Raw genomic sequence first — 14262 nt, forward strand, 5'->3', positions numbered from 1 at the left:
CACCCCTTGATAAATTATTTATCTTAAATTTTCTTTAGACCTAATCGGCAGTTGTTTATTTTTCTTTAGTTTTGCTCGGCGTTAAAAACATCCTTGCCACGCCCCACACCTATTAATTATTATATTAGTACATTATTTGTCTCTTACCGTCCTTAGTTTTATCTCCATTTTATTAGATTTTTAATTGATTCATTGCATTATATTGATTAGCTGTTTTTGATGACTCGCTTTTAAACTGTTTGATAATCGTTATTAACTTATTAGCATATTTAGGATCTGTTGCATAACCTGCTCGTTGAATTTCAATTGCTGCCTGCTCTGCATTAGGTGCAGTTAATACAGATTGATATCTTGGATTCTTAGTTAATAAATCAACATAATCTGACAAAGCATGTTGATAGTCATTATATACCCTAAATTTAGCTCTTACTTTAGTGTAAGCCCCATCAATAAATTCTGTTGTAACAATTTCGGTTACCTTACCCTTCCAGCTTTTACCAGCTTTAATACCAAACAGATTATGACTTGTTTCACCTGTTGCAGTTTTAATTTCACTTTTCCCCCATCCAGATTCAAGTGCGGCTTGCGCAAGAATTAGGTGCGGATGTATTCCAGTATCTTTACTCGCTAGGTGAGCAGGTCCTGATAATTTATTCATAAAATCTTTAGCGCCAGCGAATAAAGATTTTACTTTATTTCCAGCAATTTCAGGGATATTACCTACAAATGCGTTTGCACTTTGCTTTGCAAGTTTAATTGCATCAAAATTACTGTTAGAATTAATTAAACCTGTTAGTGAAGCAGGCTTAATGGATGCTGGCATGCTATCGTTAGTTAAAAGTCGAGTAACATCATCTAAAGCGAGCCCACCATTCATTTCTGATGATAATGATTTTAAAGCCTCTGGACTTTGAGCACTTTCAATATGAGCCATAAGCTCATCTGCAAAACCAATGCCATTCTTTGCTAATTCTTGAGAAAGTTGTTGATCATATAACGAATAATAAAGCTCAGTCTGGTTACTATTAAATAGACTATCTTTATCAACTGCTGAACGCATACTTTTAAGCATCATTTGCAAAAAAAGACCTTCAACTTGATTTGCAACTTCTCTTAAATGCCCATTCCCATTTTTACTAACAGCAGTTTTCAGGCTATTTAGACCATTTGCATCAAATGCAAAAGCGCCAATATTAACAGGAGAATCCATTAAATTATCTCCAAATCAGCACGTAAACATCCTGCACTTTTCATTGCTTGTAAGATTGCCATTAAATCATTTGGTGTTGCACCAAGAGAATTTAATGCTCTTATAACGTTATTTAAGTTAGCGCTTGAATCAACTTTTTGAATTGCACCACCACTTTGACGAACTGATACTTGAGTATTATCTGTAACAACTGCTTGCCCACCTGCTAGAGGTGCATTAGGTTGATTCACTTCTTGCTGTTGATTTACTTCTACAGTAAGGCTACCTTGGGCAATTGCGCATGAATCTAACGTCACTTCTCTATTCATTGCAACCGATCCTGTTCTTGAATTCAGTACAACTTTGGCATTAATTGGCCCTATATTAATATTTAAATTTTCAATATCTGCAATAAATCTTGATTGATTTGCTGTTCCCGTAGGTAACTCGACTTGTACAGTTCTTGAATCAATTGCAGTTGCTAAACCACCTCTTCCACTGCGATTAATAGCATTACTGATTTGCTGTGCCAAACTAAAATCATCATTTTTTAGATAAAGATTCAGTGTGCTATTAGAACCAAATGAAGAAGGTAATTCACGTTCAACCGTAGCACCATCAGTTATAATACCACCTGATTGCTGATTAACTTGGACACTTGAACCACCGCCAGAAGCTGATGCACCACTTACGATAATATTACCTTGTGCTATAGCATAAACTTGATTATCAGTTCCTTTAAGAGGCGTCATAAGTAACGTTCCACCTCTTAAACTTTTAGCATTACCTAAAGAAGAAACCACTACATCTACTTTTTGCCCCGACCTAGAAAATGCAGGTAAATTTGATGTCACTATAACAGCGGCAACATTTTTTAACTGCATATTTGTACCTGGCGGTATCGTCACTCCTAACTGTGAAAGCATATTGCTCAGACTCTGAGTAGTAAAAGGAGTTTGTGAGGTTTGGTCACCAGTACCATCTAACCCTACAACTAATCCGTAACCAACAAGTGCATTATCTCTTACCCCTTCAATAGTCACTAAATCCCTAATTCTTTCAGCTGAACTGAGTTGGGAAAAGCATACAGCAATAACAAATAATGCAATTTTTAAAGATTTCAACATAAATAATCCATAATTAGAAAGGTGATACATTTAAGAAGAAGCGTTGTAACCACCCCATGGTTTGGGCTTCATTAATATAACCATCACCAAAATACTCAATTCTTGCATCTGCCACTTGAGTTGAATTAACCGCATTTGCACCAGAAATAGTTCTTGGATTGACTACACCAGAGAATCGAATAAACTCTGTTCCTTGATTGATAGCAATTTGTTTTTCACCAACAACCATCAAATTACCATTTGGCAGAACCTGGTCTACAACCACTGTAATCGTACCATTAAAACGATTATTAGCATTTGCACCACCCTTTCCACCAAAATCACTTTCACCATCCATATCGAAGTCTACTCGTGCGTTACCAAATAATCCTTCTAACAATCTAGGTGTCGTTGCTGCAGTAAAATTTGCTGACCCATTTCTTGAAGCATTAGCAGAAGAATTTTTACTTGCACTAACGTTTTCTTGTAAATTAATTGTAAGAGTATCACCTATATTCCGAGGCCTTGCATCTTCAAACAGAGGTTGATAACCATAATTCATTGGCATAGCTGTTTGGAAAATAGAGCCATTTGGTGAAGGTGCAGGTGCAGGTAAAGGCGCAGCCGTTGTAGGTCGTTCAACTAATGATTTTCTTGGTATTTGAGCACAAGCACTGAGCAGCATAGCAGCAGTGCTTATTATCAAAAGTGTTAACTTATTACGTGTAATATTATTCATCTTGTTTCTTAAGTTGATAACTATTAAGAGCTAACTAAACAGCTTAAAGTTGAGTTAATCTGGCTAACATTTGATCGGATGTAGAAACAGCTTTACTATTAATCTCATAAGCACGTTGAGTTTGAATCATCGTCACTAATTCTTCAGCCACATTAACATTTGAAGTTTCAACATATCCTTGATATAGGACACCTGCGCCATTAAGGCCAGGAGCAGATTCATTCGGAGCACCAGAACTTGCTGTTTCTAAATACAAATTTTCACCAATACTTTCAAGACCTGTTTCACTTACAAATGTAGTTAAAGTAATTTGTCCAACTTGCTGCGGTTGTGCTTGCCCTGCAAGACTAACCGACACTGTACCATCACGCCCTACAGTAATACTAATTGCATCATCAGGGATAGTGATAGCTGGCTGAATTGGAAAACCACTAGCTGTTACCAATTGACCACTTTGTCCATCTTTTTGAAATGCACCATCGCGGGTATAAGCAATCGTGCCATCTGGCATTTGGACAGAGAAGAAACCTTTACCACTTATGGCGACATCTTTAGAATTTTCAGTTAATGAAAGGTTACCTTGTGTATGGATTCTCTGAGTAGCAACAGGGCGAGTACCTGTACCGATTTGCAATCCAGATGGAATAGTTGTTTGTTCTGAAGATTGTGCGCCTGGTTGACGAATAGTTTGGTAAAGAAGATCTTCAAAAACAGCCCGTTGATGCTTGTAGCCATTTGTGCTGACGTTTGCGAGGTTATTCGCAATCACGTCCATATTCATTTGCTGTGCATTAAGTCCTGTTTTTGCAATCCAAAGGGATTTCATCATAATTCTTATTCCTCTAATATGTACCAATTATTTTTTGGTTTATAATTCAGTTTAGCGACTTTTTAAACTTATTAGCCTGTAAAATTCAGTAGTTGATTTGCTCGTTGTTCATTTTCATTAACACTAGTAATGACTTTCATTTGTAATTCAAATCGCCTTTGGTGATTAATCATTTCGACCATTGCATCCGTCGCTTTAACATTACTCATTTCTAATACACCTGAGAACATTCTTACTTCTGCATTATTAGGTAACACATTACCTAATCCTGAATTTGGATTGGGTCTAAACAGGCCATCATCACTTCTAACCATTTGATCATTAGTTGCTTGAACTTTTTTTAGAACCCCAATTGGTGCAATGGTATTAGGTGACCCACCAGCGTCTAGCGAAGAAATTGTACCATCTGCTGCAATTGAAAGCTGTGCATTAGGCGGGACTTCAATCGGTCCACCATCACCTAACACTAAATTATCATTTATCATTAACTGATTATTTTCATTAATAACAATACGTCCATTACGAGTATATGCTTCACCTGAAGGAGTCTGCACTGCTAGATAACCGTCTTCTTCAACCGCGACATCTAACGCATTTCCTGTGTAATTGAATACACCAGCAGTACCATCAAAGCCGGGAGTTGTTGCTGTTACTAATGTGCGAGTATCAATTGATTCACCAATTACAGGGACATGACGAAGGGCTGCTAATTGAGCTTTAAATCCTGGTGTCGAAATATTTGACAGATTATTAGCTGTTATTGCTTGCATTTCCATTGATTGTTTTGCGCCGCCCATAGCGGTATATATCGCTCTATCCATCTGTACAATTCACCTATTTGAAACTCATCATACTTAATTTAAACTTTTAAGCTAGATAGGACGTTCCCCTAGTCTAGCTTAAACAATAACAAATTATACTAAAACAATTATCTCAAGTTAACTAATGTACCAAGAATCTGATCCTGAGTTTTAATTGTTTGCGCATTTGCTTGATAGTTACGCTGAGCAACTATCATATTAACTAATTCAAGACCTTGATCGACATTTGAAGATTCAAGTGCTCCACTTGTTAGCAAGCCGAAATTACCTGTATTTGCGATACCAATACGTGATTGTCCTGAATTACGTGTTTCAGTCCAAACGTTATTACCTTCAGGTTGTAAACCTTCAGGGTTAGCAAAGTTAGCTAAAACGATTTGAGCTAAAAGCTGGCGCTGTTGATTTGAATATAGTCCTTCAACTGTACCATCATCATTGATTTGAAAACCAACAAATTCACCTGGTGCATAACCATTTTGGAAATTATCAGAAACTGAGTTTGCCGCCAAATTTTGTTGAGTACTATTAGAAAAATCCACTTCAAAATCCGCAGAAGGTGCACCATTAAGGGCTTCATAAGTCATATTAATTAAAGGAGGGTTACTTGCTCCATCTATAGAAACAATATCACCATTTGTATCAAATACTATTGGAATACCAGGCCCTGTAGCTGAAGGTTGTATAGGTGCACCAGGAGCTGGTAAAGCCGGAATACTGCCATCTTGATAATACATATCCCAATTATTGTCTGCAGTTTTCACAAAATATAAGTTCATATTATGTGGATTACCTAGCGAATCAAAAACAGTCGTTGATGTAACCCAATTGAAAGAATCCGAGTCCCCTGGACTGAATGGGGAATTTTTCGGAATTTGGCTATTTGAAGTTAAATTAATTTGCATATTGGCTTTAGTAGTTGCACTAGCAGGTATAATTCCCTCAGGTATTGTAATAGGTACTGGATTTGCGCCTTGCTGAATAGTCGGTGGTGTTCCTGCAACTGGGTAGCCAGTCAGTTTATAACCTTCAGTACTAGTAATAGAACGGTCTGGCTGTAATAAGAATTGACCATTACGTGCATAATAAATCGTACCATTTGATGCTTCTAAACGGAAAAAACCATTGCCACTGATAGCGACATCTAGTCCACGATCTGTTGTCGTTGTACCACCACTATTAAAGTTTTGGATAACATTTGAAACCCTAACACCTACCCCAACTTTTGAGCCTGCAAACATATCTGCAAACGCCATTGACCCTGCTTTAAATCCAACAGTTGCACTATTTGCAATATTATTACCTATTACATCAAGGTTTTGTGATGCTGCTTTTAGTCCGCTTAATGCTTGTGAAAATGCCATAAACTACTCCTAATAATTAGAAATTAAAAGCCACCTATTCTTTACCATCACTTTTAGATTGGAAAAGTTTGGATAGTTTTCCATGGTAGCTTAATTAAATTTTTATGTGTAAGACCTTTGTTAAAGAACTTGCCTAACTTCATTAAAGCTAACTTCGCCCAATAAACCTAAATCCAGCATGGTTTGCCCAGGGCCCCTTATCACGCCAAATACTCGCGAAGAGAATAAAGGAGTACTTTTTACTTTATCATCACCACTCGTGGCTGCTAATGTGAAGGTGTACGCTCCGTTTGGAGCAAACGAACCGTCTTCTAGTTTACCATCCCATACGAATGAATTCATTCCTGCTGGTACATCATCAAGTTCAACAGTACCAACCACCGCTCCTGATGCATTATTAATTGTTATGACGACTTTTTCAGCTGAACTAGCTAGTTCAAACCCAATTGGTGAAGTTAATGTATTTTCTTCTTCATCCTTCCCGACAATTAATTTATTACCTGGAACTAGAACAGTTCTTCCAATCAAGTTTGTAGCACTAAGTGCCTGCCCTTCCTCTAACTGGCCAGCTAATTTTCCTGTTGACTCATTTAACCTTTCAATCCCAGTTACGGTTTGAATCTGAGCTAACTGGCTAGTCATTTGATTATTATCCATTGGATTTGTTGGATCTTGGTTTTGCAGCTGCGCAATCAACAAAGTTAAAAACCTATTTTCTAGACTAGCAGCATCAGTACCGCTCATGTCATTTTTTTTATTATTCAAGGCTGTCGCAGCTGGGTCATAAAAAGATGTTACTGGTGGTACGGCCATATACTTTCCTTTTTATATGTAATTAGCAATAAGTTAAACATCAACTTATTGTCCTATTGTTAATGTCTTAAGCATCATACCTTTAACGGTATTTAACACCTCAACATTTGCTTGATAACTTCTTGATGCTGCGATAGTATTAACCATCTCAGCCACAGGGTCTACGTTAGGCATTCTGACATATCCATTCCCATCAGCCAAAGGATTTCCTGGTTCATAAACCATTTTGAACGGGGAAGGATCTTCAACAATTTGCTCAACCTTAACACCACCAATAGCCTGTCCTGGTTGATTATTAACTTTAAACAACACTTGCTTAGCTCTGTATGGTTGCCCATCAGCCCCTACCGCGCTATCAGCATTAGCCATATTACTCGCAGCAACATTCAATCTTTGAGATTGAGCTCGCATTGCTGATCCAGAAATATCCATGATACTTAATAAAGACATAATTCACCTATTGTTGGATAACAGAAAGAAGACTTTTAAGTCTCCCACCTAAAAAGGTAATACTTGCTTGATATCTAAAACTATTATCAGCAAAATTGATACGTTCTCTATCCATGTCAACAGTATTACCATCTGCCGAAGGTTGATCTGGGGTACGATAAAGAAGATCTAAACCACCATTTGCAGGTATGATTGCTTTACCATTAATGTGTTGTTTAGAAGTAGTTGCGAGTGATATAGAGGTCGGACCGATACGTTTGCCAGACATCGCTTTTTGCAATTGAGAACTAAAGTCTATATCTCTAGCTTGATATCCTGGCGTATCGGCATTGGCGATATTAGAGGCTAAAACTTCTTGTCGTAGTCCTCTAACTTTAAGTGCTTGCTGATGAATATTCAGCGAAGCGTCTAATTTATCTAGCATAATACATATTCCCTAAATTAAAACAATGAATCAAGTATTGATTAGCTCGAGATAGCCCATCTCGAACAAATCTATTGCAAATCATTTCACACACCTAGATTTTCTTACAACCACTTTACAATTATAAAGCTTTATCTGCAAATAAACAAAACAATTTTACCAAAAAATGTATTTATATTGCTCAGATTAATTAAATAAAACATGAAATTAATCTATTTATTCAAGTAAGATCACAATTTTATAATTTAAGCATGTTTTAACAGAGAGGGTAAGCTGTTTTTTGTTTCATATTGTAATAATTAAACACATAAACCACCCGCCATAATAATAACATTATAAATCAATATCTAAACTAAATTTAACTCTTTTCTATGTATCAAAATAGTTGCAAATTTCTCGTTTAAGTGGCACGATATAAAGCATGAAAAAAAACCTGTTTCCTCTCAATTATTGCTCTTTTTTGCTTACACTCTTAAAAATTAGCGTAATAATACATTGTTTTTTTCCCTCATTTGTTTTCGCAAATGACGATTTTAAAATTCGAATGGATCTTTTCATCAGTGAAATGAATCCTAATTTTCAAACTAACACTGAAATTACTAATCCAGAAAAAATCCCAACTAATTGTCCATTTCCCATATTTGCTTTTCAAAATAAACAAAGAACATGGGGAAAATTAACTCTCATTGCTAGTTGTGACGAGAAAAAGCACTATATTCCAATTTATGTTAAGGCAACTGGCAATGTGCTAGTTGCATCTGAATTAATTCAACGTGGTGCCCCCCTAAATGAAAATAATGTTGAGCTTAAAGAAGTTGAAATTAGTAACCTTTCAACTCTACCGTTAGTAGATCTCTCACAAATAAATGATTCTCAAGCATTAAGGGTAATTCAAGTCGACTCTGTCATTACGTTACCAATGCTAAAACGTGCCTGGGTAATAAAAGCAGGTGATATAGTTGAAATTAATTTTGTGGGTTCTGGTTTTTCAGCGATTAATACTGGTAAAGCATTAAATAATGGATATCTAAATGATAAAGTTCGTGTTCGACTTGATAACAAAAGCATTGTTGAAGCTGTAGTAATAGGGCCAGGCCAAGCAAGTATCAATTGAACAAATTATTAGCAATTAATAAAAAAAAACTAAAGTTCTCTAATAATATGACGACAAATTGGTTAATGAACAAGTAAAACGAAAATTAGCCCAAAATTTCACATAAGGAGTCTACAATGGCCCTAGATTCAATTGACAACTCGACCATAAAATTAGCTAGTACGATTACTGCTGCTAGAGCTCATGCTCCTTCAGAAAATGACAAAGATGCAAAAAAAGTTTCAACTCCAGGTAAAAGTTCTGAATCTGCTTCCGAGGTTAAAATTTCAGGTGGTGCGCTTAGCATCAAGTCTTCAGATAATGATATAAACATTGAAAAAGTTGAACAAATAAAACTTGCAATACAAAATGGTCAATTGACTATGGATGCATCTAAAATTGCAGATGGTCTGATTGCAGATTTAAATAGTGGGTTTTCTGCTTAATTTGTTTTAAAAAAAGCCAATACTAAAAAACAAAGATTGCCCCTAAGCTTTTTTAAGTGCCTTAACTGGCACTTTTTCTGTTTTTGAATACTTTATTAGTCGCAGACAGACTCTTGTTTCTTTGTTATACTGTTAAAAAATTACTTATTATACACAAGGAAAATGTTATGCTTGCATCCCAACTACATAAATTATTAGATGACATATATTTTTATATGAAAAATCTAGAACCTGTACTAGAAAAAGAACAATACATTTTAAGTCAAGGCAAAATTGACGGTTCAATGCTTCAAGGTGTTACTCAACAAAAAGAAATGATGCTCGCATCAATAATTAGCTTAAATAAGCGTAGGATAGCATTACAAGAGGAAATGGGCGTTTCTGAACCATTTAATGAACTAAATAACTATGCCATTTCAAATTTGTGGGAACATATTTCTGCGCTGAGCACTAAAATTGCCCAACAAAATATGAACAACGGTTTTTTACTCCAATATCATATTAATTACGCGAGTGACGCACTTAGTGTGCTAGAAGCAGAAGCTGGGACTCCAGTTTATGGTCCAGATGGCCAGTCTATTTCTAAGTTAACTGGCGGTACTAAATTTGAAGTATAACTTTTACATTTGTTTATTATTCAGAATGTTAATTTTTTAAATGACCTATTAAGAAGGTCATTCATCTCATCACCTCCCCTAACTATCTGAGTGAATTATTAAATTAAACGATTCCAAGATAAATCTGTTCACTCAAAATTAGCATTAGTAGCATATCCAGCATTAATATGTTTTTACAAATAAAAAAATATCTCAATTTATTATAGACGTCTAGATGTAAAAACGGCTATACTTCCCAGTACATTAACATACTACTCAAATAAATTACTTTTAAATGGAATATCATTATGTCTAAACACCTATTTACCTCTGAATCTGTTTCAGAAGGCCATCCAGATAAAATTGCTGACCAAATTTCAGATGCAGTACTAGATGCAATATTAGCGCAAGACCCTAAAGCTCGTGTTGCTTGTGAAACCTATGTCAAAACAGGAATGGTATTAGTTGGCGGTGAAATTACCACAAATGCATGGGTTGATATTGAAGAAATTACACGTAAGACAGTTGCAAACATTGGATACAATAGCTCTGAAATGGGCTTTGATGCACACTCTTGTGCTGTGCTAAGTGCCATTGGAAAACAATCGCCTGATATCAATCAAGGAGTGGATAAATCAGACCCTTCAGAACAAGGTGCAGGTGACCAAGGCCTTATGTTTGGATATGCAACAAACGAAACAGATGTATTAATGCCAGCCCCAATTACTTACGCCCATCGCTTGGTGCAAAAGCAGGCAGAAGTAAGAAAATCTGGATTACTCAGTTGGTTACGCCCTGATGCTAAAAGTCAGATTACATTCCAATATCTAAATAATAAAATTATTGGCATTGATACTGTTGTTTTATCAACACAGCACGATGAATCAATTTCACATGCTAATTTACAAGAAGCCGTGATGGAGGAAATCATCAAACCAGTTTTACCAGCTGAATGGTTAACGGCAACAACTAAATACTTTATCAATCCAACCGGTCGTTTCGTGATTGGTGGACCAGTAGGTGATTGTGGTCTAACTGGTCGTAAGATCATTGTAGATACCTATGGGGGAGCGGCAAGACACGGTGGTGGTGCTTTTTCAGGCAAAGATCCCTCTAAAGTAGATCGTTCAGCAGCATATGCTGCCCGCTATGTTGCAAAAAATATTGTTGCTGCAGGCTTAGCTGATAGATGTGAATTACAAATTTCATACGCAATCGGAGTTGCTGAACCAACTTCAATTATGATAGAAACTTTTGGTACGCATAAAGTATCTGAGGAAAGATTAGTAGAATTAGTTCGCGAGTTTTTCGACTTACGTCCTTATGGCTTGATAAAAATGCTTGATCTAATCAAACCCATCTACCTAGAAACAGCATCTTACGGGCATTTTGGGCGTGAACAATTCCCATGGGAAAAAACTGACAAAGCCATGCTCTTAAGAGACGCAGCTAATTTAAAATAAAGCATTCTTTTTTTGATATAGGGTCAAATGTAGATATTTATAAAATACATTTGACCTCCATATTTAAATTCACTTGAGCAATCAAACGATTTTTCTAAAAAACAAAAAAACTCTCCACTTGACACTTACCTACTAATATTTCGCCATAAGCCAAGTCGTGAAGAACTGATTAAAATAGTATATTCTAAAATCTATCTTTCTGGTAAAACAAGATTTTTAAACATTTCAGTGATTTTATCGTTATCTTTAATAATAAGTGCTTGTTCAACTCGTTCACGAGTTAAATGAGGTGAGAACCGTTCTATAAAATCGAACATATACCCACGCATAAATATATTTTTTCTAAATCCTATTTTAGTTGTACTATGGTGAAAAATGGTTCTAGCATCAATTGCAACGAGATGGCTATCTTTAATAGGATCAACTGACATTGATGCAATTACTCCGACACCAAGCCCTAATTCGACATATGTCTTTATAACATCTGCATCCGTTGCAGTAAGCACTATATTTGGTTTTTTACCTGCCCTGTCAAACGCTGTATCCAATTCGCTTCGACCAGTGAAACCAAATGTATAAGTAATAATCGGATATTGTGCTAAATCATCGATTGTAACTTTTTCAAGTTTAGTTAGAGGGTGTCCTTTAGGAACTACAAGCCCTCTATACCAGTGGTAACATGGTAACATGATCAAGTCTTCATAATGATGTAATGCTTCGGTTGCAATGGCAAAATCTGCCTGTCCCTTCACCACTGCTTCAGCAATTTGATTAGGTGCTCCTTGATGCATATGCAAAGTAACATCAGGATATTTTTGCATAAAATTTTTAATCACATCAGGTAGAGCATATCTAGCTTGAGTTTGGGTTGTTGCAATACGCAGATCGCCCTTATTAGGGGATTTAAAATCAGCAGAAACCGCTTTGATTGCATCGATGTTATTCAAAACATCAGCGGCATACTTAATAACCTGCAAACCAGCTGGTGTCACTTCAGTCTTATTTTTGATTGTACGCTCGAATATTGCAAACCCTAATTCTTCCTCTAACAATTTAATTTGTTTACTCACCCCCGGTTGGGAAGTGAATAAGTTTTCGGCCGTAGAAGTAACAGAAAGATTATTGTTCATCATTTCGACTATATAACGTAGTTGTTGAAGCTTCATAAATTCACCTGGAGAAAATAATTTTATAGTACAACTGATTATTAATTATCCATTCACATTACCCACGTAACAATCCATGTCAAATATATAAAAGAATAAACTAACTTCGCATACCATTTATCCATGCAACTAAACCTAATGCAAAACCAATATAAGCGTATAAATCCATATGATTAACTATTAAGAAAACACTGCTTAACACAAGCACTGAACCAATTACAAGCCAATATTGTTTTCTGCTTTGCAAAGTATCTTGCTTTTTAAGCTTATCGCCTAATTCTTCTAATGATTTTTTAATCACTGTTTGCTGTTTTAAATGTTGATAAAATAGCTCTGGCAATTCCGGCAACGTTTCAATCCAAAAAGGCGCTTTTTCTTTAACAGCCTTAACAACTGATTTAAAGCCAACTTGCTCTTTCATCCAGTTTTCAAGAAATGGTTTAGCAGTAACCCATAAATCTAATTCAGGATACAATTGCCTCCCTAATCCTTCAATATAAAGAAGTGTTTTTTGTAATAAAACTAATTGTGGCTGGACCTGCATCTCAAATTTCCGAGCTGTATTGAACAAATTTAACAAAACATGTCCAAATGAGATTTCAGATAATGGTTTTTCAAAAATTGGTTCACACACTGTTCTAATACTAAATTCAAATTCATCAATATCGATATGATTTGGAACCCAACCTGAATCAACATGCAGTTCAGCGACTTTACGATAATCACGATTAAAAAAAGCAATAAAGTTTTCAGCTAGATAGCGCTTATCATTTTTATTTAATGATCCAACAATACCAAAATCAATAGCAATATAGCTTGGCGTATCAGGCTTTGTCACATCAACAAAAATATTACCAGGGTGCATATCAGCATGAAAAAAACTATCTCTAAACACCTGAGTAAAAAAAACCTGAACCCCTCTTTCTGCTAATAATTTCATATTCACATTATTAGCTATCAATTCATCTGTATTTGCAACCGGCACCCCTGAAATACGCTCTATAACCAATAAATTTTCTCTACAATAATCAGTATATACTTCTGGCACATAAAGGAGTTCACTATCAGTAAAATTACGTTTAATCTGAATTGCATTTGCCGCTTCACGCATCAAATTCAATTCATTAAAAAGATCTTCTTCATATTCACTAATCACTTCCTTGGGCTTTAATCGTCTAATTTCTTTAATTAATCGAGTAGATAGATTAGCTAATCGGTACATTAACCTAAGGTCAGCTTTAATAATAGGCTCAATATCAGGTCTTATTACTTTTAAAACAACTGATTTGCCATTTTCTTTTAAAGTAGCACAATGAACTTGAGCTATTGAAGCTGAAGCAAGTGGCATCAATTCAAAATTTTCAAAATAAGTATCAATTGGTGCTTCTAAAGCCGCTTCAATTTGCTTTTTAGCAATTTCACCGTCAAATGGTGTTACTTGACTTTGCAATAAAGCTAATTGATTTGCAATTTGTGGTGAGAATAAATCTCGTCTTGTAGAAAGCATTTGACCTAATTTAATCCAGACGGGACCAAGATCTTGCATTGCTAAACGAATTCTTTCACCTAGTTGCTTCTCAGTATGCTCATTTTTAATCCAAAATAACATGAAGCGAAGGGTCAACAAAAACCGTTTTCCTTTTTTATTTGGAATTAATTCCTCTAAACCATATTGTAAAAACACACGTATTATTTGGTAAAGCCGCCAAAATTCTTTAAACACTGTTTATTCCTCTAATAAGACTTCAAGTATTATTAAGTCGTCA

General features: G+C 35.7%; 15 protein-coding genes. 4 read left to right on the forward strand and 11 right to left on the reverse strand.

The window, feature by feature from the left end; all coding sequences use genetic code 11:
• Window positions 1–172: 172 nt before the first annotated feature.
• The 9 genes from flgJ to flgB form a co-directional block, all read right to left on the reverse strand.
• Window positions 173–1210, reverse strand: coding sequence for a flagellar assembly peptidoglycan hydrolase FlgJ (flgJ, locus tag BMW37_RS02820; protein ID WP_093317638.1), 1038 nt, complete (start codon window positions 1208–1210; stop codon window positions 173–175).
• Complete coding sequence (locus BMW37_RS02825; protein ID WP_093317639.1) at window positions 1210–2316, reverse strand: flagellar basal body P-ring protein FlgI; 1107 nt, start codon at window positions 2314–2316, stop codon at window positions 1210–1212. Before BMW37_RS02825 ends, flgJ begins: the two co-directional genes overlap by 1 nt.
• Window positions 2317–2329: 13 nt before the next feature.
• Entirely contained in the window at window positions 2330–3034 is a 705-nt protein-coding gene (locus BMW37_RS02830; protein WP_093317641.1) for a flagellar basal body L-ring protein FlgH, read from the reverse strand.
• A gap of 43 nt (window positions 3035–3077) precedes the next feature.
• A complete protein-coding gene (gene flgG / locus BMW37_RS02835) occupies window positions 3078–3863 on the reverse strand; it encodes a flagellar basal-body rod protein FlgG (RefSeq protein ID WP_093317643.1) in 786 nt (261 codons plus the stop codon).
• A gap of 71 nt (window positions 3864–3934) precedes the next feature.
• Entirely contained in the window at window positions 3935–4684 is a 750-nt protein-coding gene (locus BMW37_RS02840; protein WP_093317644.1) for a flagellar basal body rod protein FlgF, read from the reverse strand.
• A 107-nt stretch (window positions 4685–4791) separates the two neighbouring features.
• Window positions 4792–6045 carry a flagellar hook protein FlgE gene (flgE, locus tag BMW37_RS02845; RefSeq protein ID WP_093317646.1) on the reverse strand — a complete coding sequence of 418 codons (1254 nt, stop codon included), beginning with the start codon at window positions 6043–6045 and terminating at the stop codon, window positions 4792–4794.
• 120 nt (window positions 6046–6165) lie between these two features.
• The gene (locus BMW37_RS02850; protein WP_093317647.1) at window positions 6166–6858 is read right to left on the reverse strand and encodes a flagellar hook assembly protein FlgD; all 693 of its coding nucleotides are present in this window, start codon (window positions 6856–6858) and stop codon (window positions 6166–6168) included.
• A 45-nt stretch (window positions 6859–6903) separates the two neighbouring features.
• The gene (gene flgC / locus BMW37_RS02855; RefSeq protein WP_093317649.1) at window positions 6904–7308 is read right to left on the reverse strand and encodes a flagellar basal body rod protein FlgC; all 405 of its coding nucleotides are present in this window, start codon (window positions 7306–7308) and stop codon (window positions 6904–6906) included.
• Between the two features lie 7 nt (window positions 7309–7315).
• Window positions 7316–7732 (reverse strand): flagellar basal body rod protein FlgB, encoded by a 417-nt coding sequence (flgB, locus tag BMW37_RS02860; protein WP_093317651.1) that lies wholly within the window; start codon window positions 7730–7732, stop codon window positions 7316–7318.
• Window positions 7733–8276: 544 nt separating this feature from the next.
• On the opposite strand from flgB, the gene flgA reads away from it, so the two are divergent.
• The 4 genes from flgA (at window position 8277) to metK (ending at window position 11330) form a co-directional block, all read left to right on the forward strand.
• On the forward strand, window positions 8277–8846 hold the full coding sequence (gene flgA, locus BMW37_RS02865) for a flagellar basal body P-ring formation chaperone FlgA (RefSeq protein WP_177168558.1): 570 nt from the start codon (window positions 8277–8279) through the stop codon (window positions 8844–8846).
• 116 nt (window positions 8847–8962) lie between these two features.
• A complete protein-coding gene (gene flgM / locus BMW37_RS02870) occupies window positions 8963–9271 on the forward strand; it encodes a flagellar biosynthesis anti-sigma factor FlgM (RefSeq protein WP_093317654.1) in 309 nt (102 codons plus the stop codon).
• Window positions 9272–9438: 167 nt separating this feature from the next.
• A complete protein-coding gene (locus BMW37_RS02875) occupies window positions 9439–9888 on the forward strand; it encodes a flagella synthesis protein FlgN (RefSeq protein ID WP_093317656.1) in 450 nt (149 codons plus the stop codon).
• 287 nt (window positions 9889–10175) lie between these two features.
• Window positions 10176–11330 (forward strand): methionine adenosyltransferase, encoded by a 1155-nt coding sequence (gene metK, locus BMW37_RS02880; protein WP_093317657.1) that lies wholly within the window; start codon window positions 10176–10178, stop codon window positions 11328–11330.
• Window positions 11331–11521: 191 nt separating this feature from the next.
• Here metK and cysB read toward each other — a convergent pair whose 3' ends face one another.
• Together cysB and ubiB are read right to left on the reverse strand one after the other, a co-directional pair.
• Complete coding sequence (gene cysB, locus BMW37_RS02885; RefSeq protein ID WP_093317659.1) at window positions 11522–12496, reverse strand: HTH-type transcriptional regulator CysB; 975 nt, start codon at window positions 12494–12496, stop codon at window positions 11522–11524.
• 100 nt (window positions 12497–12596) lie between these two features.
• Entirely contained in the window at window positions 12597–14219 is a 1623-nt protein-coding gene (ubiB, locus tag BMW37_RS02890) for a ubiquinone biosynthesis regulatory protein kinase UbiB (protein ID WP_093317661.1), read from the reverse strand.
• Between the last annotated feature and the right edge of the window lie 43 nt (window positions 14220–14262).

This window comes from Thorsellia anophelis DSM 18579, from assembly GCF_900111395.1.
Taxonomy (GTDB): Bacteria; Pseudomonadota; Gammaproteobacteria; order Enterobacterales; family Thorselliaceae; genus Thorsellia; species Thorsellia anophelis.